A 20,615-nucleotide genomic window follows, 5' to 3' on the forward strand; every position below is an offset into this window, starting at 1 on the left:
GCTTATGTCTTGCGCGCCATTTTGGTTGCGCGCGCTTTTACTCGCGTCAACAATTTGGTCGACCATGGAAGAAAAATATAGCTGATAAGCACGACGTTGACCGAGACAAGCAGAACCGTGCGCGCCAAGTCGGGAATAGTTGCAGGCAAAAGCAAATCGGCGACATAGCCCAAGATGGCGCCGATGGCGACGATCCAGAAGATCAGGATCAAAACGATTTCGACCTTGCTGATGTGCACCTTCGGATTGAGGAGCGGGGCAAGTTCGTCGAACTGAATATTGTTCGCAGTCTCTTGCGGATGTGCATCCAGTTCCGCCAAGTGTCTTTTGCGCGCGTCGGAAGATTCCCACTTTTTGAGGTTCTTGCGTGAATCGAATGCAAAGACGTTCACCAGTTCGCAGCATTCGTCGTCGTGTGAAAGGCTGTTTTGATCTCCCAGATACCCCGGCTGATTGGCGGCTGTTTTCTGCAACTCTCGGAGCGATTGCATGATGTCTTGTTCGTATTCTTGCCGGAATCGACGAATGATGATGGAGACGATGGGACGTAGATTTTTTGGCAATTCAGCACCTTGCTTCAATTTTTTCGCGACACCGGCGATCACGCCGAGAGCCGAAGGGCAGCGGGCATCATGCGCTCGCTTACCCTTATCCTATTGCAGCCCCGATCTGCCGCTGTGACGTCTGCGCCTCGTCATTCTGCATCAGCTTTCGACTTCAAAGATCGGGTCGAAGCCGGCCCAGATCATGCGTTTGCCGTCGAACGGCATCTCAGCCATGTCTTTCCAGCGCGGGTCGTTTTCCATGCGCTTGGCAGCAGCTTCACAGGTTTCCTTGTCCGGCCATTCGATCCACGAGAATACGACGGCCTCGCCAGCTTCAGCCTTCACCGCGCGCTTGAAGTCGGTCACTTTGCCGTCCGGTGTAGTCTCGCTCCATGTCTCAACGATGCGGGTCGCGCCGTATTCCTGAAAGATCGGTGCGGATTGGGCGGCAAGGTCGCGATAGGCGTCCTTGCTTTTGATCGGCACCGGGATCAGGAACCCTTGAACATAGCTCATCTTGAAACCTCCACTTTAGGGGAGGGTGCCACCTATCGGGCACCGCCCGAACCATCAGCATAGCGCGACAGGCAGGGACCGTCTATTGCCCCAAGCCCGCCTCGGCCTCGATCTGCCGTTTCGACTTGCGCGCGCGTTCCGTTTCAGACTTCAACTGACCGCAGGCGGCCATGATGTCTTCGCCGCGCGGAGTGCGGATGGGGCTGGCATAGCCGGCCTTGTAGATGATGTCTGCAAACGCCCGGATGCGGTTGTTCGAACTGCGGGTATAGGGCGAGCCGGGCCATTCGTTGAATGGGATCAGGTTGACCTTCGCCGGGATGCCCTTGAGGCGTTCAACCAGGCGGCGGGCGTCATCATCTGTATCATTTACGCCGTTCAGCATCACATATTCAAACGTGATCCGTTCGGAGTTCGACAGTCGGGGATAGTCCCGTAGGACATTCAGCAACGTCTCGATATTCCAGCGCTTGTTGATCGGCACCAGCTTGTCGCGCACCTCGTCGGTGGTGGCGTGGAAACTGATCGCCAGAAGGCAGCCGATTTCTTCGGCGGTGCGGGCGATTTCCGGCACGACGCCTGACGTGGACAGCGTGATCCGACGGCGCGACAACTGAATGCCTTCCGGGTCCATGGCGATCAACATCGCGTCGCGCACATTCTCGAAATTATACAGTGGCTCGCCCATGCCCATCAGTACGATGTTGGACAGCAGTCGGGTTTCGTCCTTGGGCGCACCGGGTTCAGGCCATTCGCCCAGATCGTCGCGCGCGACCATGATCTGCCCGACAATCTCGGCCGATGTCAGGTTACGCACCAGTTTCTGGGTGCCTGTGTGGCAGAAGGAGCAGGTGAGGGTGCAGCCGACCTGCGAGCTGATGCACAGCGTGCCGCGACCTTCTTCGGGGATATAGACGACCTCGACCTCGTGACCGCCCGCGATGCGGACAAGGTATTTGCGGGTGCCATCTTCGGACACCTTCCGGGTCACGACCTCGGGAATTTCGATGACGAAATGCTCGGCCAGCAGCGCGCGGTAGGCCTTGGCAAGGTTCGTCATGACGTCAAAGTCACGCACGCCCCATTGGTAGATCCACTGCCACACCTGTCCGGTCCGCATTTTCGCCTGCTTTTCAGGTGTGCCCACAGAAATCAAAGCGTCACGCAATTGGTCACGCGTCAGACCCACGAGGTTGCGTTTGCCACCTTCGTCGGTCTTGCGGGGGATGGTCATAACATCCTGTGTGATCGGTGCTGTGGGGTCCATGGCGCGTTCCAGTTTGTGCAAGGCGGCAAGGTATAGTCCAGCAAACATAGCTTGTCACGCCATGGATTGCGCCATGGCGTATCAGAATGTCGTGAAGGGCCTGAAGCTTAACCGCCGCAGCGTTTGCCGGCTTCTTCGACCGCTGCCGTAAAGCCCAGAAGGCTGAACGTGTCCTTGGTCTTCGTCCCGCGCGCACTTTGGGCATTCGCAATCGCAGATGCCCCACGCTTCATCGCGGCAATGATCTTGGCATCATCCGCGGGGGATGCTGACCAAGCCCATTCGCCTTCGGTGAACAGTTGGAAATCGGTTCCGCCAACGTTCAACGTCACGGTCGACCCCGGAGCGAAAGGATAGCCACCGGTGAAGGAGACCTCTCCGTTGACCTTTGCGCCAGGTCGGTAGCTGACAAACAAAAGGATGTCGCCGCGTTTCACCGCAACGGCACGCCCGTTCTTTGTGTTCACCGTTTCCTTGGGACTGGAGACACTCCAACATTCCGTTGGGTTGTCCTCTACAAACACACTCCAATCGGTGTTTGCAGCGACCCGGTTCGAACTTTCCTGAGCGAAAACGCCCGTCGCGGAAAGCGACAGGCCCAGTGCGCAAATCGCGCCTGAAATCGTTCGTTTCATATCTAACACAGCCTCCAGCTGCCTCTGCCTCAAGCCCTTGCGCGTCCCAACCGTCTGACGCGGCCCTTGACTGTTGCGCTTGGGTCGTTTCCAAGTCTGTTCTTGGAGTTTAGCGCGAAATGCGCGCGTATTAAAAGCCCCTGCGGCGGAATTTCGCGCGTTTATTGGGAAAGGAGCCTTCAATGACCCAACCAGAGCAGCTTGTCGAGGTTTGGAGGGGTGATATCCTTGAAAGCCAGCACGCTGGTCACGCCGTTATTTGCAACGCGAAGGGCGAGATTGTTGAGGCATGGGGCGATCCCGATCAGGTGATCCTGCCGCGCTCCTCGGCCAAGATGGTGCAATCCCTTCCGCTGATTGAAAGCGGCGCCGCAGATGCCGCGGGTCTGACGACCGAGCAACTGGCGCTGTCTTGTGCCAGCCACCAAGGGGCGGCGATCCACACCGACCGCGTGACGCGCTGGTTGGCAGAAATGGGGCTGGGCGATGATGACCTGCTATGCGGTCCACAGATGCCTGACGATCGCGACGCCAAGGTTGGGTTGATCAAAACCGACACAAGCCCCTGCCGGATCCATAACAATTGTTCGGGTAAACATGCGGGATTCCTGACGTTGACCCGTCATTTGGGCGCCGGGGCGGACTATGTCGATCTGGACCACCCCGTGCAAACCGCCATCAAGGCCGCGTTTGAAGACATCACCGGTGAAGACAGTCCCGGATACGGGATCGACGGCTGCTCAGCGCCTAACTTCGCGTCCACGATGGCGGGCATGGGCCGCGCCATGGGGGCGTTTGCCGGGGCGAAGGCTGGCGCGGGCACGCGTCAGGACGCTGCCGTCCGCCTGCGAGAAGCGATGATGTTGCATCCCGAACTGGTCGCTGGTGAAACCCGTGCCTGCACCGAGCTGATGCGCGCCGCAAAAGGCAAGGCGGTGCTGAAAACCGGGGCCGAGGCGTTCTTTGTGGCGATTCTGCCGGATCAAGAGCTTGGCGTTGCGCTGAAAATCACCGACGGGGCCACGCGCGCGTCTGAATGCGCGATTGCGGCGATCCTTGTGAAACTGGGTGTTCTGGATGCGCGCGACCCGATGGTGAAGAAGCGGATGAACCCGGATGTGAAGAACTTCGCCGGGTTGACGACCGGAGAAATCAGGCCCTCCGCCGCGTTGCTTCGCTAAAACCACTCGGACAGCAGCTTCAACGCCAGCGCGCTTGAGGCAATCACAAGCACCGGTTTGATCAGCTTGGCCCCGATCCGGCTGGCAAGTGTTGACCCCAAATAGGCCCCGGCCATCTGGGCCACGCCCATCGCCAGCCCAAGCGCCCAAAGTGGTGGGGCGACGAGCATGAAGCCCACCAAGCCGCCGACATTTGACGCGAAGTTCAACAGCTTGGTGTGAGCAGTGGCGCGCAAGATGCCATAGCCCGCAAGGCTGACAAAGCCGATCATGAAAAACGCGCCCGTGCCCGGCCCCAGCAGCCCGTCATAGAACCCAATCAGCGGCACGAAGGTGACGGTGAAAAGAAACGGCGTGATCCGTTCGTGTTTGTCGATGTCGTCCAATCCGGGCTTCACCGCAAAGAACACGGCGACGGCGATCAGCAGGACAGGCAGGGCCAAGCGTATTACGTCGGTGGGCAAAGAGCTTGCCAAAAACGCCCCGATGACAGCGCCCGCAAACGACAAGGCAGCGGCTCGGATTTGGCGTCGCAGGTTCACGTGACCCGCACGAGCATAGGTGACAGCCGCCATGCCGGCGCCGAACAACCCCTGAACCTTGTTGGTGGCCAGTGCGGTGACAGGCGGCACCCCTGCCAACAACAGCGCGGGCAACGTGATCAACCCACCTCCGCCCGCAATGCTGTCCACAAATCCTGCTACGAAAGCGGCGCCCAGCAACAGCAACACAACTTCAGTTGTCAGGTCAAACACCGACAAACTCGGTCTTTGCGTAGCCTTGGATGTAAAGCAGTGCGGTCAGGTCGCCGTGGTTGATGCGGATATCACATTCGGCGGCGACCGAAGGTTTGGCGTGCAGCGCCACACCCGCCCCTGCCAGCCCCAACATACCAAGGTCGTTTGCGCCGTCACCGACCGCCATGACTTCGTCATGAGTCAACCCAAGTCTGGCAGAGATGTCGCGCAGCGCGGCAACTTTTGCCTCGCGTCCCAAGATGGGTAAACTGACCGTGCCCGATAGTTTGCCATCTGCAATCACAAGCGTGTTCGCCCGATTTTCATCGAAGCCAAGGGTTTGGGCAACATGGGCGGTAAAAGCGGTGAATCCGCCTGATACGAGTGCCGCATAGGCGCCATTCGCCTTCATCGTCGCCAACAATTCGCGCCCGCCGGGCATAAGCGTAATGCGGTTTGAAAGCACGTCTGCGATGACGGTTTCAGGCAATCCCGCCAACAGTCCGACGCGTTCCTTTAGCGCGCCGTCAAAATCAAGTTCGCCGTTCATCGCGCGCGCGGTGATGTCTTTCACACGGTCCCCGACGCCGGCTTCGTCCGCCAGTTCGTCGATGCATTCCTGCTGGATCATGGTCGAATCCATATCCGCCAGAAGCATCTTCTTGCGACGCCCCTTGGAGGGTTGAACCACCAGATCGACACCCAGCTCTTGTAGCTCTGACCAGACCTCCCACTGATTTGAAGGCAGGCGCTGCAAGTCGAACTCGGCGGCCTCGTCTGCGGAAAGCCATATCGCATCGCCGCCGCCCCATGCGTTGCGCAGGTTGTCGACGAGGGCGGGATCCAAATTACGTGCCGCCGGAACGGAAAGGAGTGTCGCGGTATACATGGGATTGGGCCGTCCAGTCAGAGAAATAGCTCTTTTTGCTTTTCAATCAGTGCAAGCAATGGCGCGCGCTTGCGGTCCACTGATCGAAGCAAGTCGGGGTGTTCAGACCGGAAGCGAGCCACAAAGTCATTGCCCTTTTTGCCGGGAAGTTTCTTGTGTTGTTCTTCGACGCCTTCAGGCGGCACCGGCATGCCCAGCTTTTCGGCCAGAAGACGTGTGGCTCGGTCTGGGCCAAGGGCGTTCGTCATCTCATAGGAAAACCGGAAGCTGTCCAGCTTGGCCCGCGCGATCAAGGCCTCGGTCCGGCGCTCCATCCAGACAATCCGCGACATCGCCGCGCGGATTTGTCGGGCGTCGTAGTGAAACTGGTCATCGGCCTGCGCCAGGGCGTCCGAGCTGACATGCGGCGAATGGGCCACTTGTGTCTGGATCAGTCGTGAAACGGAAACAGCCTGCGACAAGATATCTTCGCGGATTAGCCATGCCGTTTTATGCGGTTGATAGAAGGACAGGAAACGAGCGCCCGTCGTAAACGCATAGACAATTTGTTTGTAGGTGATCTCCAACCCGAAATGACCGTTCTTCTGCTGCTGTCTTTGTATCAGCTCGACATATTCGCGCAGATTGCGAGCCGAATGACGTTTTGCGATCTGGTCGAGGAAATTGGGATTGAAGAACTCGCGGGGGCGGTTGGACAGTTCAGCATCGGCAATCAGCCCGCTTACCCGTGTGCTGCCGCTGCGGGGGGTAAAGAAAATCGCATACCGATTGGCCGGCGCGGGCTTCGACATGATCTTGTCGAACTTGCCTTGCTTGAATGACCCGTGGGCGAAAAAATCGCGCCGTCTTTTAATCAGGCTCATGATGAAGCGGGGATCAGCAAGCGGCATGTCGATTCCTTGGTTAGACGCGGGCACTCTGACCATGGGCGCGCACCTTGTTGCAAGGGCATTGTTGGGAAATTCAGCCCCGAAAGTTTCCGATCGGCGTCAAACATGCCGTTTGAACCTGACAAAGCGACGCATTTCGGCACTTTTCCGTCTTGCGCGCCTGTCTTGCGACCTCTAGTCCGGTGCGTGGGACACCCCTCCCCAACGAGGGGCACATATCTGCGAGGGTATCATGATTGATATTGCACAACCGGCGACGCGGCCGGCAAATCCGCGTTTTTCTTCTGGCCCCTGCGCCAAACCCCCCACATGGACCTTGGATGCTTTGTCGGACGCCGCGCTTGGCCGTTCGCACCGTGCCGCCATTGGCAAAGACAAGCTGAAAGCGGCGATCGAAGGCACGCGCGAGGTGCTGGGCATTCCGGCAGACTACAAAATCGGCATCGTTCCTGCGTCAGATACTGGCGCGGTCGAGATGGCGATGTGGTCGCTTCTGGGCGCGCGTGGGGTCGAAGTGCTGGCATGGGAAAGCTTTGGCGCCGGTTGGGTTGCGGATGTGACCAAGCAGCTAAAGCTGGACGCGGTGACCAGGACCGCCGATTACGGCGAGCTGCCTGATCTGGCGACGGTCGATTTCACCAATGACGTTGTTTTCACCTGGAACGGAACGACCTCGGGCGTGCGCGTGCCGAATGGTGACTGGATTCCGGCGGGGCGCGAAGGTCTGACGATTTGCGACGCGACCTCTGCCGCGTTTGCCATGGACCTGCCGTGGGACAAGCTGGATGTAACCACGTTCAGCTGGCAGAAAGTGCTGGGCGGCGAGGCTGCGCACGGTATCCTGATCCTGTCGCCGCGCGCGGTTGAGCGTCTGGAAAGCTACACCCCCGCATGGCCGCTGCCGAAAATATTCCGCCTGACCAAAGGTGGTAAGTTGATCGACGGTATCTTCTCCGGTGCGACGATCAACACGCCGTCGATGCTGGCGGTCGAGGACTATCTGTTCGCCCTAGACTGGGCGCGTTCGGTTGGCGGGCTGGAAGGTCTGATCCATCGTGCGGATGCCAACACCAAGGCCATCGCAGATTTTGTCGAGATGCGCGACTGGATCGACTTTCTGGCGTATGACCCGGCGACGCTGTCGAACACGTCTGTCTGCCTGAAGTTCACCGATGATCGCATCAAGGACGGGGCTGCGTTTGCAAAGGCCGTCGCCAAGCGGCTGGAAGCCGAAGGTGTGGCGCTAGATGTCGGCGCATACCGTGACGCACCCGCTGGTCTGCGCATCTGGTGCGGTGGCACGGTCGAGGCGTCGGATGTCGAAGCCCTGATGCCGTGGCTCGACTGGGCGTTCAACACCGAGATCGCTGCGCAATAAATTTTCGCCCTGCGCGAAAGGCGCGGGGCTTCCCCCACTCATCTTTGTGAAAAGGACCAGACACATGGCCCCCAAAGTACTCGTATCTGACAAACTGTCCGAAACCGCCGTCCAGATTTTCCGTGATCGCGGGATCGAGGTCGACTTCGAACCCGCGCTGGGCAAGGACAAGGACGCTTTGCTTGCCAAGATCGGCGATTATGACGGTCTCGCGATCCGCTCGGCGACCAAAGTGACGGATAAACTCCTTGACGCCGCGCCGAACCTGAAAGTGGTTGGCCGCGCTGGGATCGGCACCGACAACGTGGATAAAACGGCTGCGTCGAAAAAGGGTGTGATCGTCATGAACACACCGTTCGGCAACATGATCACCACCGCTGAACATGCGATTGCGATGATGTTCGCCGTGGCGCGCCAGATCCCTGAAGCCTCAGCATCGACCCATGCAGGCAAATGGGAGAAATCCAAGTTTATGGGGGTCGAGCTGACGGGCAAGACCCTTGGCGTTATCGGTGCGGGCAACATCGGCGGCATCGTTTGTGATCGGGCGCTGGGCCTGAAAATGAAGGTCATCGCCTATGACCCCTTCCTGAGCGAAGAAAAAGCCAACAGCATGGGCGTCGAAAAAGTCGAACTGGATGACCTTTTGAAACGTGCCGACTTCATCACCCTACACGTCCCGCTGATTGAACAGACCCGCAACATCCTGAGCCGCGAAAATCTTGAGAAAACCAAGAAAGGCGTGCGGATCATCAACTGCGCCCGTGGTGGTCTGGTCGACGAAGAAGCCTTGGCTGATCTGCTGAAATCCGGACACGTGGCAGGCGCGGCGTTTGACGTGTTTGCGGTTGAGCCCGCAACCGAAAACCCGCTGTTCAACCTGCCCAACGTGGTCTGCACCCCGCATCTGGGGGCCGCAACGACTGAAGCGCAGGAGAACGTTGCGCTTCAAGTGGCCGAGCAGATGTCGGACTACCTTCTGACGGGTGCCGTGCAAAACGCGCTGAACATGCCGTCGGTCACTGCCGAAGAAGCCAAGGTCATGGGGCCGTGGATCAAACTGGCCGAACATCTGGGCGCTTTTGTAGGTCAGCTGACCGAAGGGCCGATCAAGGCGGTAAACATCCTTTATGATGGTGTCGCGTCGGAAATGAACCTGAAGGCGCTGGACTGTGCCGTGCTGGCGGGTTTGATGAAGCCCGTCTTGCCGGATGTGAACATGGTGTCCGCACCTGTTGTGGCAGCGGATCGCGGCATCAAATGTTCAACGACGACCCAAGCCAAGGGCGGGTCGTTTGATGGCTATATCAAGCTGACCGTGGTGACCGAAAACCGCGAACGCTCGATTGCGGGCACGGTGTTCTCGGACGGCAAGCCGCGGTTCATCCAGATCAAGGGCATCAATATCGACGCCGAGATCGGCAGCCACATGCTTTACACCACCAACAACGATGAGCCTGGCATCATCGGCGCGTTGGGAGCGACAATGGGCAAGCATGGCGTGAACATCGCAAACTTCACCTTGGGCCGCAAAGACACCGGAGGCGACGCCATTGCATTGCTTTATGTCGACAATCCGACGCCCGAGCCGGTTTTGAAAGCCCTGTGCGACACGGGTCTGTTCAATTCGGTCAAACCGCTGGCGTTTGATATCTGATTTCGTGTGAAACCAATCTGAAAGCCCCGGTCTGGCACCGGGGCTTTTCATTTGTGCCCGCCCCGCTAAGTTGACTGCATGAAGGAGGCACCCATGCGCATATACGCAATTGGCGACATTCACGGACATCTGGACAAGCTTAAGGCTGCCCACGCCCTGATTGCCGAAGACAGCGCGCGGTGTGGGGATATCGATGCGCCTGTGGTGCATATCGGTGATCTTGTCGATCGCGGTCCGGACAGTCGCGGCGTGATCGACTATCTGATCGAAGGCCGGGCCGCTGGCAAGAAATGGGTGGTCCTGAAGGGCAACCATGACCGTATGGCCGCCATGTTCTTGCGCGACCACCCCTTGGTCGACACGCAGCTTTTGATTGATCACAACTGGCTGCACCCACGCATTGGCGGGGTCGAGACTCTGGCCAGCTATGGTGTTGGTGTGCCTGAGGGCATTCGCACCTACCAGCTTCACCCGAAAGCACGCGCTGCCGTACCAGAGCGCCACCGGGCGTTTTTGGAAGAACTGCCTGTGCTGCACCGCGTCGGCGATCTGTGCTTCGTCCACGCAGGCATCAGGCCCGGTGTCGCGCTTGAGGCGCAGGAAGAGGACGATCTGTGCTGGATCCGTTCGGAATTTCTTGAAAGCACCGACGATCACGGCCCACTGATCGTGCACGGGCACACGCCGGTCGATCACGTGACACATTATGGCAACCGATTGAACATCGACACCGGGGCGGGGCATGGCAAAGCCCTTTCCGCGGTCGTGATCGAAGGTCGGGAGGCGTGGCTATTGACCCCAGAAGGGCGCGTTCCCGTGCTGCAGGCGCGTTGATCAGGGGGTGATTGGGGCGTCTTGCACAGGTGCTGCCGCTGACAGATCACTGCGGATGCGGATCATGTCGCCAAGCGTGGTCGTGCCGGGCGCGATCCGTGGGGCTAGCTGCAGCATCTGACGTGGCGCGCGCGTCGCCGCTGCCAAGGCTCGCTCAAGGCTTACGCCGACCTGATTGACCATGACGTGAAGGGCGCGCGTCAGGTCCAGATCTGCCCCCGCCAAGGTGCCGTCCTCCAAGGTCAACCGGCCGTCGAGCCGCGAAATGCGCCGACCTTCAAGGTCGAACTGGGTCTCATCCGTCCCGGCAACCGCCATGGCGTCACTGACCAGAAAGATCTCTCCGGGGCCGGTCTTCGCATCCCAAGCCGCGCGCATCGTGGCGGGATGCACGTGTATCCCATCGGCGATCAGACCCGAGGACAGCGCCCCCGAGGCAAGCACCGCCCCCACGACGCCGGGTTCGCGATTGCCAAGCGGGCTCATTGCGTTGAACAGATGTGTGGCGCAGCGTGCGCCGACTCGCGCATAGGACAGGCAGGTCGCATAGTCGGTGTCGGTGTGGCCAAGCGACACGATTACACCGGCGGCAGCCAAGGCGAAAACCTGTTCTTGCGTCACGTTTTCTGGGGCGATCGTGACCATAAGCGCGGGCAATTGTGCCGCCGCCTCTAAAAGCGCGGCAAGATCCTGTGCCTCCATCGGGCGGATAAGGGCCGCATCATGCGCACCCTTCCGGGCAATCGACAAATGCGGGCCTTCAAGATGCAAACCGGCAACGCCCGGAACGCCTTGCCCTACGGCATCTATTGCCGCGCCGATCGCCGCGCGGGTCTTGTCCGGTGTGTCGGTGATCAGCGTCGGAAGAATAGCGGTGGCGGCAAGGCGACGGTGGGCCTGCGCGATACGTGCGATCGTGTGGACGCTGGGGTCCGCGTTGAACATGATCCCATCCCCGCCATTGACTTGCAGATCGACATAGCCGGGGCTCAGGATATCTCCGCCCAAGTCGACATGGTTCCCCGATGGCGGCCAACGATCTTCCCGCTCGACGGCGATCAGCTTGGCATCCTCGAACCGGGCGACATGCTTTTCAAGCAGGTTCGCACCGTCGAAAATCAGACCGCCGCCAAAGGTGAGGCTGGATTGGGTCATACTGTTTCGGTCACTTTCTTAAGGTGGCGCGGGGCGTCGGGGTTGATATTGCGAGCCACAGCCACCGTTTCAACCATGCCATAGAAAGACACGATCGCCGCGACAGGATCGGTGATCCAGTGGTCGGTGCGCACATGGGGCAGGTGGTCAGCTTTCTTGACCCGCTGCGTGGTCGCAAAGACCCGTGCGCCTTTGTCTGCAAGGGCATCCGCGACTTCGGCGATGCTGTCTTCGGCTGCATCACCCGCTGCAAATGCGATGACGGGAAACCCCTGCCCGATGATGGAAACGGGTCCGTGCAGCACTTCGGCCGACGAATAGCTTTCGGCGTGGATCTGGCAGGTTTCCTTGAACTTCAAAGCCGCTTCATTCGAGATTGCCCAAGACGGCCCACGCCCCAGCGTAAAAAGGGATTGCCCGCTGATGGAGTCTGCAGCTGCGGACCAATCGCAACGTGTCGCGGCCGCAAGATGCTGAGGTAGCGCTCGGATCGCTGCCAGAAGCTCTTCATCCTGCTTCAGCTCGGCGATCAACCACAACCCAGCGACCAGAGAGGTGACGAAGGTTTTTGTCGCCGCCACGCTGAGTTCGGGACCCGCATGAATTGGCAAGGTCGCGGAAGTGGCTTGGGCAAGCGGCGACGTGGCGTTATTGGTGATTGCAACGGTATAAGCCCCGGTAGCGGCGAACGCCTCGGTCAACCGCACGATGTCGGGGCTTTTGCCCGATTGCGAAACCGACAGGCAAAGCGCGCCTTCGGCGGCAACCGAAACGCCATAGATTGACTTGATCGACGGCCCGACGGATGCCATGGGCAGCCCCAGCAACAGCTCGCTTGCGTATTTCAGATAGGTGCAGGCGTGATCGGACGATCCGCGTGCGACGGATAGCAGGAACCGGGGGTCGAGCGCTCGAATATCGGCCGCCGCGTCGGATATCGCGGTGGCCCCTTCAGTCAAAAGCCGGTCAACCGCGACTGGTATTTCGTCGATTTCACGACGCATCTGGGTCAGAGTTTTGGACATGGTTTGACAGCCTTTTCAGTTCGACAAACGCAGCTCTGCCACGAAATCGTAGGCATCACCGCGATAGATGGACCGGGTCAGTTCCGCGACCCGTCCGCTTTCCAGATAAGAGGTGCGCTGGATGCTCAACCCCGCCGTCCCCTCTGCCACGCCCAGAAGCTCGGCCTCTGCCGCTTCAAGGTTGATGGCCGAAATTTTCTGTATGGCGCGGATGGGTCGGTTCCCCGTGCGCTCCAGAATATCATAAAGCGAGGTGGTAACCTCGATCGGGTTGGGCAGGATATCCAGCGGCAAGGCCGCGCATTCCAGCGCCATTGGGCGCCCGCCGGCCTCGCGCAAGCGATAGATACGCGCGACAGATTCGCCCGCAGCCAACCCAAGGGCCAACACCTCTTCCGGGGAGGGGATGAAGACCCCGCGCTCCAGCCATTTTGATGTGGTGTCCAGCCCGCGCCGCCTCATGTCTTCGGTGAAGGACGTCAGATGGGACAGTGATTGCTCAACCCGCGTGACCTGTTCGCGCACGAATGATCCAGATCCCTGACGTTGTTCGATGGAGCCCTTCTTGACCAACTCGTGAATGGCCTTGCGCACCGTCACCCGCGACAAATCGGTGATCTCTGCGATCTCTCGTTCTGGCGGAAGTGAGCTGTTGGGGGCAAGAATGCCGGTCTCAATTCCTTCTTCGAGGCGCCGGCGCAGCTGCACATAGCGCGGACCTGCCGATGGGCTGAGCCATTCTTTGGGGCGCAGAAAGTCAGAGACGTTCATGGCTGACATCCCTGCAAAAATCCTGGGCCAGCGCCACGGCGCCATCAAGGGGTTCACCCAGCGGCGCGGCGAGGTCGTGCTGCATCGCGCTGGGCAAATAGGGGGCGAAATGCGGGCCAATGCCGCCGGTCAGGCAGATCGTGGTGCCGGGCACCCAGCCCAGCGCCTTCAAGATGTCCGAAATCGCATCTGATGCGTCCTGCAAAATGCCCTTCGCAAGCTGGTCGCCCTGTTCGGCGCACCGGGTCACGTCGCGCGCAATAGCGCCGAAATCGACAGCCGTGGCTGCCGCGGCCCAAGCCACGATCCCCGCGGCTCCGCCGTGGCGCTGCAAAAGAAGGTTGGACAGATCCGCCTCGGCCCGCAGTCCGTCGACAACGTCAAGGGTCTGGCTCAGCGCGCGCCGCCCTACCCATTGTGCCGAAGACGGATCGCCCAGAACAGACCCCCACCCGCCGACCAGGCGTGTCGCGCCATTCATGCGCGCGGCAACAAATGACCCGGTGCCGCAATGCGCGATCATCCCGTCAGACGCGCCCAACGCTCCGCGCAAAGCCGCCGTGCGGTCGTCTTCGATGCGAACATGGGTAAATGGCATCGCAGACGCCAGCCGATCAGTGATTTTCTGGTCGATTGCGCCCGCCAAGCCAAAATAGGCCGGAATGCTTGCAATGGTGGCCCAATCCAAACCAGCGCGCATTACCAACGCTTCGATCCCTCGCGTGATTTCGCTGCACGCGGCGTCAAAGTTGGTCGAAACATTTGCCGACCCTGTCTCAATCACGATGCGTTCATTGGCGTGCGAAAAGGCAAAGCGACAACGCGTTCCGCCACCATCGACGGCTATGACCGGGTGATTTTTCGAGTCTCTCATATAAATACCTATAAGATACCTTTGAGGTAAATAAAAGACCGAAACATAACCAAAGCAGCTTGGATGGGGGTATTTCACTCCAATACCGCCCAGTTACGGCGAAAAAAGTAAATGGTAGACAAATGGTATCTAAAAGGTATGATCGACTCGAACCAAGGGGGGAATCACGTGACGGCCAACGCCACAGAGCAATTGCACGGTGAAGCCATTGGCCTTGATGCGCGCCCGGCAATACATGCCGCGGCCCTTCTGGCAGAGGGTCAGATCGCCGCTGCGATGGCTGTGCGCGCCGCCACCTCCCAGATCAGCGATGCCGCAGACGCGATCGCTGACACCCTGCGGCGCGGTGGCGTTTTGCGCTATGTCGCCGCGGGATCATCAGGGCTGATGGCCGCTGCTGATGCGCTGGAGCTGGGCGGCACATTCAGCATTCCATCCCGGCAGGTGCAAATCCTGATGGCAGGCGGCATACCCACCACATCCGAAATGCCCGGTGACACAGAAGACGATACGGCTTCTCTTGCCGACGCTCTGTCCGGGCTCAGTGACAACGACACTGTCATAGCTGTGTCCGCCAGCGGGACCACACCCTATACGTTGGAAGCTGTCCGTATCGCCCGCAAGGCAAGCGCTACGGTGATCGGCATTGCCAATAACGCCGGGTCGGCACTTTTGACCAGCAGCGACCATCCCATTCTTCTTGCAACCCCACCCGAGGTCATTTCTGGATCAACCAGAATGGGGGCGGGCACGGCGCAGAAAATTGCGCTGAACATGTTGTCTACGCTTGCGGCCGTTCGGCTGGGTCATATCCATGATGGTATGATGGTCAATCTGCGGGCCGACAACGCCAAGCTGCACCAACGCGCCAACGGTATCGTATGCCGCATTGCGGGTGTAGGGCCCAAGGCCGCCGCGACTGCGCTTGCGGCAGCAAAGGGGAACGTAAAATGTGCGGTCCTTGTGGCCGCCGGCGCGTCGTCCGTCGAAGCTGCCCGTCTATTGTTACGTGAGACGGGTGATCACCTTCGCCCCGCATTGGAGCGATTGAACGCAATACAATCTTGAATTGGTAATTCTGGGAGGAACCAAATGAAACGCAACCTGATGACACTGGCACTGGCCAGTTCAGCCCTTGTCGCGACCAGCGCCTATGCTGAAGATGTCACGCTGACCATTGAAAGCTGGCGCAACGATGACCTGACACTTTGGCAGGACAAGATCATCCCCGCTTTTGAAGCCGAACACCCTGGGATCAAGGTGAATTTCACTCCGTCGGCCCCTGCCGAATATAATGCCGTGCTGAACTCGAAGCTGGACGCAGGATCGGCGGGTGATCTGATCACCTGTCGCCCGTTCGACGCGTCACTTGCGCTTTTCGAAGCCGGGCACTTGGCTGACCTGAGCGGTATGGAGGCGATGGGCAATTTCTCGGACGTGGCGAAATCCGCGTGGCAGACGGACGATGGTTCAGCCAGCTTCTGTGTGCCGATGGCTTCCGTCATCCACGGCTTCATCTACAACAAGGATGCCTTTGCCGAGCTGGGGATCGAAGCGCCAACCACCGAGGATGAATTCTTCGCTGCCCTTGAGACAATCAAGCAAGACGGCACCTATATCCCGATGGCCATGGGCACCAATGATCAGTGGGAAGCCGCCACAATGGGCTATAACAACATCGGTCCAAACTATTGGAAAGGTGAGGAAGGTCGGCAGGCGCTGATCAAAGGTGAGCAAAAGCTGACCGACCCGCAATGGGTTGCGCCTTATGCGACATTGGCCAAGTGGGCGCCTTATCTGGGCGACGGTTACGAGGCACAGACCTATCCCGATAGCCAAAACCTGTTCACGCTGGGGCGTGCCGCGGTTTATCCGGCCGGGTCATGGGAAATCTCGGGCTTCAACGCGTTGGTTGATTTCGAAATGGGCGCCTTCAAGCCACCTGTGCAAAACGCGGGCGACACCTGCTATATCTCGGATCACACCGATATCGGCATTGGCATGAACACGAAATCTGCCAACCCAGACGCTGCAAAGACCTTCTTGGCATGGGTTGCATCGCCTGAATTCGCCTCGATCTTCGGCAACGCGCTGCCCGGGTTCTTCCCGCTGTCAGAGACGCCGGTTGAAATGGAAGACCCGCTTGCGAAAGAATTCGTAAGCTGGCGCGGCGAGTGCGAAAGCACCATCCGGTCGACCTATCAGATTCTGTCGCGCGGCACGCCAAACCTCGAGAACGATACATGGGGTGCATCGGTGGCTGCGATCAAGGGTGCTGAAACACCCGAGGCGCTTGGCCAAAAGCTGCAAGACGGTCTCGCCAGCTGGTACGCACCGCAACAATAAGCCTTGCGTTGTAGCAAATTGCCCGAACGCGCGACACCCGTGCGTTCGGGCCACCGACCGGAGTTTCCCATGCAAAAACCTCGCATCCGCTGGCATATCGCCGTGTTCCTTGCCCCCGCGGTGCTGGTTTACACGGCGGTCATGATCTTCCCCCTGTTCAACACCTTGCGGCTGGCCCTGTTCAGCAAGGTCGATCAGGAACGTGTCTTCGTCGGGCTCACGAACTTTCGCACCCTGTTTGGCGATCCCATCTGGTCCGAACAATTCTGGAACGCGCTGGGCAACAATTTCTGGTTCTTTATCGTGCATATGCTGGTGCAAAACCCGATTGGGGTGGCGCTTGCCGCAATCCTGTCTCATCCGCGCTTGCGCTTTGCAGCGCTCTATCGGTCGGCCATCTTCATCCCGACAATCCTTAGCTTCGTGATCGTCGGATTTGCCTGGAAACTGATCCTGTCGCCGATCTGGGGCATTGCACCTTCCATGCTGGATGCGGTTGGCCTTAAGGCCCTGTTCGCGCCGTGGCTGGGCAAAGAGGAATACGCGCTGACGACGCTGGCGCTGATTTCGGTCTGGCAGTTCGTCGGGATCCCGATGATGCTGATCTATGCGGCCCTTCTGTCGATCCCCGAAGAAATACTGGAAGCCGGAGAGATTGACGGCATCACCGGGCCGTCCGCCTTCTGGAAAATCAAACTGCCTCTGATCCTGCCATCCATCGGGATTATCTCGATCCTGACATTTGTGGGCAACTTCAACGCCTTCGACCTGATCTATGCCGCACAAGGCGCGCTGGCGGGGCCGGATTTCTCGACCGATATCCTTGGCACGTTCATGTATCGCACCTTCTTTGGCTTCCAGCTCCAACTGGGTGATCCGCATATGGGGTCCGCGATCGCCAGCGCCATGTTTGCGATAATCCTGATTGGCGTTTGTCTTTACCTTTTTGGCATCCAAAGCCGGATGCGCCGATATCAGCTGTAAGGAGCATGTGACGATGAACAAGGCCCGCACAAATCCGCTCAATACCGCTGCAATGCACGGCGCGCTGATCCTTTACACGCTGATTGCGCTGTTCCCGGTCTTCGTGATCCTGATCAACAGCTTCAAGACACGAAAAGCGATTTTCCGCGAACCACTGGCGTTACCGGACGCCGACAGCTTTTCGCTGATTGGGTATCAGACCGTGATGAAGCAGGGGGATTTCTTCCTCTACTTTCAAAACTCGCTGATCGTCACGGTCGCGACGCTGTTTTTTGTGCTTCTGTTTGGCGCCATGGCGGCCTTCGCACTTAGCGAATACCGCTTTAAAGGCAATACGCTGATGGGGCTATATCTGGCGCTTGGCATCATGATCCCGATCCGTATTGGCACCGTCGCGATTCTAGAGATGATGGTGGCCACAGGGTTGGTGAATTCGCTGTGGGCTTTGATCCTTGTCTATACGGCGCAGGGGCTACCACTGGCGGTGTTCATCCTGTCCGAGTTCATGCGACAGGTCAGTGACGACCTGAAGAACGCCGGGCGGATTGATGGGCTGACCGAATACACAATCTTCTTCAAGCTTGTGCTGCCGCTTGTGCGCCCTGCCATGGCGACGGTCGCGGTGTTCAACATGATCCCGATCTGGAACGACCTGTGGTTTCCACTGATCCTTGCTCCGGCCGAGGAAACCAAAACGCTTACCCTGGGCAGTCAGGTCTTTATCGGCCAATTCGTCACAGACTGGAACGCGGTGCTGTCGGCGCTTTCCATGGCGATCCTGCCGGTTTTGGTGCTCTACGTCATTTTCTCGCGTCAGCTAATTCGGGGCATCACCTCGGGAGCCGTCAAATGATCCGCGTTTTGATTGCAGGGCTTGGCAATATGGGGATGGCCCATGCGCTGGCCCACCACCACCACGCAGACGCGACAGTGGTCGGCTTGGTCAACCGGTCTGGCAAGGTCGATCACCCGGAGCTGGCAGGCTACCCGATCTTCACGGATTACGACACGGCACTGGCGCAAACCAAGCCCGACCTCGTCGTGATCGCTACCTATTCCGACAGTCACGCGGAATATGCCTGTGCGGCGATGGAGGCGGGCGCACATGCGTTCGTCGAAAAGCCCCTGGCCACCACGGTCGAGGACGCACACCGCGTCGTGGACACCGCCATTCGCACCAACCGAAAGCTGGTTGTCGGCTATATCCTGCGTCATCATCCATCTTGGGTGCGCCTGATCGACGAAGCCCGCGCCTTGGGTGGGCCGTATGTGTTCCGAATGAACCTGAACCAGCAAAGCAGCGGCGCCGAGTGGGACACTCACAAAGCCCTGATGCAAACCACCAGCCCCATCGTGGATTGCGGTGTGCACTATGTGGATGTCTGGTGCCAAATCACCGACGCCAAACCTGTCCGCGTGCACGGGATGGGCCTGCGCCTGTCGGACGAAATTGCGCCCGACATGTATAACTATGGTCAGTTTCAGGTCGTCTTTGATGACGGCTCGGTCGGCTGGTATGAAGCTGGCTGGGGACCGATGATGTCGGAAACCGCGTTCTTCGTCAAAGATGTGGTGTCACCTGCCGGTGCTGTTTCCATCACCGAGACTGACAAAAGCGGGTCATCCGACGTGGATGGACACACCAAGGTGGGTGGGCTTTTGGTCCACCGCCCTGATGGCGACGAAGTGATCGACCTGCCGGACGAACCCGGCCATCAGGCACTGTGCGACGCCGAACAGGATTTCATGCTGCGCGCGATCACCCAGAACCTCGACCTGACCCGGCACATGCAAGACGCGGTGCAATCGCTTTCAATCTGCCTTGCCGCGGATGAAAGCATCCGCACCGGACAACCCGTTAGCCTGAAGGAGGTAACGCCATGACGGCGCTGACCCTGACCAACGTGAACAAGTCTTTCGGGCCGGTTCATGTGCTCAAAGACATCAATATCGAAGTCGAAGACGGAGAGTTCGTCGTCTTCGTCGGCCCGTCCGGCTGTGGGAAATCCACGTTGTTGCGCGTGATCGCTGGGCTTGAAGATGCCAGCTCGGGCGAGATCCGCATTGCCGATGAGGTGGTCAACCAGACCCCGCCATCGAAACGCGGCATTGCCATGGTGTTTCAAAGCTATGCGCTTTATCCCCACCTGAACGTGCGCAAGAACATGTCGCTGGCGCTGAAACAGGAACGCCAAAGCGCCGAGGTTATCGAACAGCGCGTTAGCGAAGCCAGCCGGATGCTTGACCTTGACGCTTATCTGGATCGCTTTCCCTCCGAGCTTTCAGGTGGCCAACGCCAACGTGTTGCCATTGGCCGCGCTATCGTGCGTCAGCCAAAGCTGTTTTTGTTTGACGAACCCTTGTCGAACCTTGATGCCGCCTTGCGCATGAACACCCGTATCGAGATCGCGAACCTGCACGACCAGCTTGGCGCCTCGATGATTTATGTGACCCATGATCAGACCGAGGCGATGACGCTGGCCGACAAGATCGTGGTCTTGCGGGATGGGCGGGTCGAACAGGTCGGCAGCCCGATGGAGCTTTACAACAACCCCGTGAACCAGTTTGTAGCCGGGTTCCTGGGATCCCCCGCGATGAACTTTCTACCGGCAGAGTTGATGACCCCCGGAGACACGCGGATCTTGGGTGTGCGCCCAGAAGACCTCTCGATCGCCGGGGAAGGACAGATCAAAGCTCAGGTCATGCATGTCGAACACTTGGGCGGTGACACCAACGTTATCGCGACGCTTGGTGAGCACCAGATCACCGCGCGCTTGTTCGGCCAGCATGAGGTTCAGGCAGGACAGGCGATTTCGTTGGGGTATTCTCCAGACCGGACCTATTTCTTCGACGGTGACGGACAGCGCCTGGCCTAGGCCACGGCCTGACATGTCCGACGTGTAGAAATAAAAAGCCCCGGCGTTTCCACCG

21 protein-coding genes are annotated in these 20,615 nt (G+C 59.0%); 10 read left to right on the forward strand and 11 right to left on the reverse strand.

Translation table 11 applies throughout. The features are described from left to right. Positions 1–2 precede the first annotated feature (2 nt). From ACXYMP_RS02860 to ACXYMP_RS02875, 4 genes are all read right to left on the reverse strand, one after another. Positions 3–605 (reverse strand): hypothetical protein, encoded by a 603-nt coding sequence (locus ACXYMP_RS02860; RefSeq protein ID WP_298567354.1) that lies wholly within the window; start codon positions 603–605, stop codon positions 3–5. A 99-nt stretch (positions 606–704) separates the two neighbouring features. After that, a complete protein-coding gene (locus ACXYMP_RS02865) occupies positions 705–1,061 on the reverse strand; it encodes a DUF1428 domain-containing protein (RefSeq protein WP_298567356.1) in 357 nt (118 codons plus the stop codon). An 82-nt stretch (positions 1,062–1,143) separates the two neighbouring features. Next, complete coding sequence (gene rlmN, locus ACXYMP_RS02870; protein ID WP_458905304.1) at positions 1,144–2,328, reverse strand: 23S rRNA (adenine(2503)-C(2))-methyltransferase RlmN; 1,185 nt, start codon at positions 2,326–2,328, stop codon at positions 1,144–1,146. Positions 2,329–2,435: 107 nt separating this feature from the next. Further along, positions 2,436–2,963 carry an invasion associated locus B family protein gene (locus ACXYMP_RS02875; protein ID WP_298567358.1) on the reverse strand — a complete coding sequence of 176 codons (528 nt, stop codon included), beginning with the start codon at positions 2,961–2,963 and terminating at the stop codon, positions 2,436–2,438. Between the two features lie 182 nt (positions 2,964–3,145). Between ACXYMP_RS02875 and ACXYMP_RS02880 the strand changes: the two genes are divergently transcribed. After that, positions 3,146–4,144, forward strand: coding sequence for an asparaginase (locus tag ACXYMP_RS02880; RefSeq protein WP_458904221.1), 999 nt, complete (start codon positions 3,146–3,148; stop codon positions 4,142–4,144). On the opposite strand, the gene ACXYMP_RS02885 is transcribed toward ACXYMP_RS02880, so the two are convergent. From ACXYMP_RS02885 to ACXYMP_RS02895, 3 genes are read right to left on the reverse strand one after another with little or no spacing between them, the layout of a single operon-like run. Continuing rightward, positions 4,141–4,899: a TSUP family transporter gene (locus ACXYMP_RS02885; protein WP_458904223.1), complete on the reverse strand. Its 759-nt coding sequence runs from the start codon at positions 4,897–4,899 to the stop codon at positions 4,141–4,143. The two genes, ACXYMP_RS02880 and ACXYMP_RS02885, sit on opposite strands and share 4 nt — an antisense overlap. Next, entirely contained in the window at positions 4,892–5,770 is an 879-nt protein-coding gene (gene serB, locus ACXYMP_RS02890) for a phosphoserine phosphatase SerB (RefSeq protein WP_458904225.1), read from the reverse strand. The genes ACXYMP_RS02885 and serB overlap by 8 nt, the downstream gene beginning before the upstream one ends. 17 nt (positions 5,771–5,787) lie before the next feature. Next, positions 5,788–6,660, reverse strand: a complete 873-nt coding sequence (locus tag ACXYMP_RS02895) for a Stf0 family sulfotransferase (RefSeq protein WP_298567370.1) — start codon at positions 6,658–6,660, stop codon at positions 5,788–5,790. A gap of 235 nt (positions 6,661–6,895) precedes the next feature. Between ACXYMP_RS02895 and ACXYMP_RS02900 the strand changes: the two genes are divergently transcribed. The 3 genes from ACXYMP_RS02900 to ACXYMP_RS02910 all read left to right on the forward strand — a co-directional run bounded on the left by ACXYMP_RS02900 (position 6,896) and on the right by ACXYMP_RS02910 (position 10,529). Continuing rightward, on the forward strand, positions 6,896–8,038 hold the full coding sequence (locus ACXYMP_RS02900; RefSeq protein WP_458905306.1) for a phosphoserine transaminase: 1,143 nt from the start codon (positions 6,896–6,898) through the stop codon (positions 8,036–8,038). A 64-nt stretch (positions 8,039–8,102) separates the two neighbouring features. After that, positions 8,103–9,695: a phosphoglycerate dehydrogenase gene (gene serA / locus ACXYMP_RS02905; protein WP_298567373.1), complete on the forward strand. Its 1,593-nt coding sequence runs from the start codon at positions 8,103–8,105 to the stop codon at positions 9,693–9,695. Positions 9,696–9,788: 93 nt separating this feature from the next. After that, positions 9,789–10,529 (forward strand): metallophosphoesterase, encoded by a 741-nt coding sequence (locus ACXYMP_RS02910; protein WP_298567376.1) that lies wholly within the window; start codon positions 9,789–9,791, stop codon positions 10,527–10,529. Here the strand turns inward: ACXYMP_RS02910 and nagA are convergent, their stop codons facing one another. The 4 genes from nagA to ACXYMP_RS02930 are packed head-to-tail and all read right to left on the reverse strand — an operon-like array spanning position 10,530 to position 14,354. Continuing rightward, a complete protein-coding gene (nagA, locus tag ACXYMP_RS02915) occupies positions 10,530–11,684 on the reverse strand; it encodes an N-acetylglucosamine-6-phosphate deacetylase (RefSeq protein WP_458904228.1) in 1,155 nt (384 codons plus the stop codon). After that, the gene (locus tag ACXYMP_RS02920; RefSeq protein WP_458904230.1) at positions 11,681–12,709 is read right to left on the reverse strand and encodes an SIS domain-containing protein; all 1,029 of its coding nucleotides are present in this window, start codon (positions 12,707–12,709) and stop codon (positions 11,681–11,683) included. Before ACXYMP_RS02920 ends, nagA begins: the two co-directional genes overlap by 4 nt. 15 nt (positions 12,710–12,724) lie before the next feature. Next, positions 12,725–13,480: a GntR family transcriptional regulator gene (locus ACXYMP_RS02925; RefSeq protein WP_298567386.1), complete on the reverse strand. Its 756-nt coding sequence runs from the start codon at positions 13,478–13,480 to the stop codon at positions 12,725–12,727. Continuing rightward, positions 13,467–14,354 carry a glucosamine kinase nucleotide-binding domain-containing protein gene (locus ACXYMP_RS02930; RefSeq protein WP_458904232.1) on the reverse strand — a complete coding sequence of 296 codons (888 nt, stop codon included), beginning with the start codon at positions 14,352–14,354 and terminating at the stop codon, positions 13,467–13,469. The genes ACXYMP_RS02925 and ACXYMP_RS02930 overlap by 14 nt, the downstream gene beginning before the upstream one ends. Before the next feature lie 138 nt (positions 14,355–14,492). Between ACXYMP_RS02930 and ACXYMP_RS02935 the strand changes: the two genes are divergently transcribed. The 6 genes from ACXYMP_RS02935 to ACXYMP_RS02960 all read left to right on the forward strand — a co-directional run bounded on the left by ACXYMP_RS02935 (position 14,493) and on the right by ACXYMP_RS02960 (position 20,560). Continuing rightward, the gene (locus ACXYMP_RS02935; protein WP_458904234.1) at positions 14,493–15,422 is read left to right on the forward strand and encodes an N-acetylmuramic acid 6-phosphate etherase; all 930 of its coding nucleotides are present in this window, start codon (positions 14,493–14,495) and stop codon (positions 15,420–15,422) included. A gap of 24 nt (positions 15,423–15,446) precedes the next feature. Beyond that, the gene (locus ACXYMP_RS02940; RefSeq protein WP_298567394.1) at positions 15,447–16,700 is read left to right on the forward strand and encodes an ABC transporter substrate-binding protein; all 1,254 of its coding nucleotides are present in this window, start codon (positions 15,447–15,449) and stop codon (positions 16,698–16,700) included. 69 nt (positions 16,701–16,769) lie between these two features. After that, entirely contained in the window at positions 16,770–17,684 is a 915-nt protein-coding gene (locus ACXYMP_RS02945) for a carbohydrate ABC transporter permease (RefSeq protein WP_298567397.1), read from the forward strand. Positions 17,685–17,697: 13 nt separating this feature from the next. After that, positions 17,698–18,537, forward strand: a complete 840-nt coding sequence (locus ACXYMP_RS02950; protein WP_298567400.1) for a carbohydrate ABC transporter permease — start codon at positions 17,698–17,700, stop codon at positions 18,535–18,537. Beyond that, positions 18,534–19,568: a Gfo/Idh/MocA family protein gene (locus tag ACXYMP_RS02955; protein WP_298567403.1), complete on the forward strand. Its 1,035-nt coding sequence runs from the start codon at positions 18,534–18,536 to the stop codon at positions 19,566–19,568. Before ACXYMP_RS02950 ends, ACXYMP_RS02955 begins: the two co-directional genes overlap by 4 nt. Next, entirely contained in the window at positions 19,565–20,560 is a 996-nt protein-coding gene (locus tag ACXYMP_RS02960) for an ABC transporter ATP-binding protein (protein ID WP_298567406.1), read from the forward strand. The genes ACXYMP_RS02955 and ACXYMP_RS02960 overlap by 4 nt, the downstream gene beginning before the upstream one ends. Positions 20,561–20,615 lie beyond the last annotated feature (55 nt).

The sequence above is a fragment of the Aliiroseovarius sp. CAU 1755 genome (genome assembly GCF_054482655.1).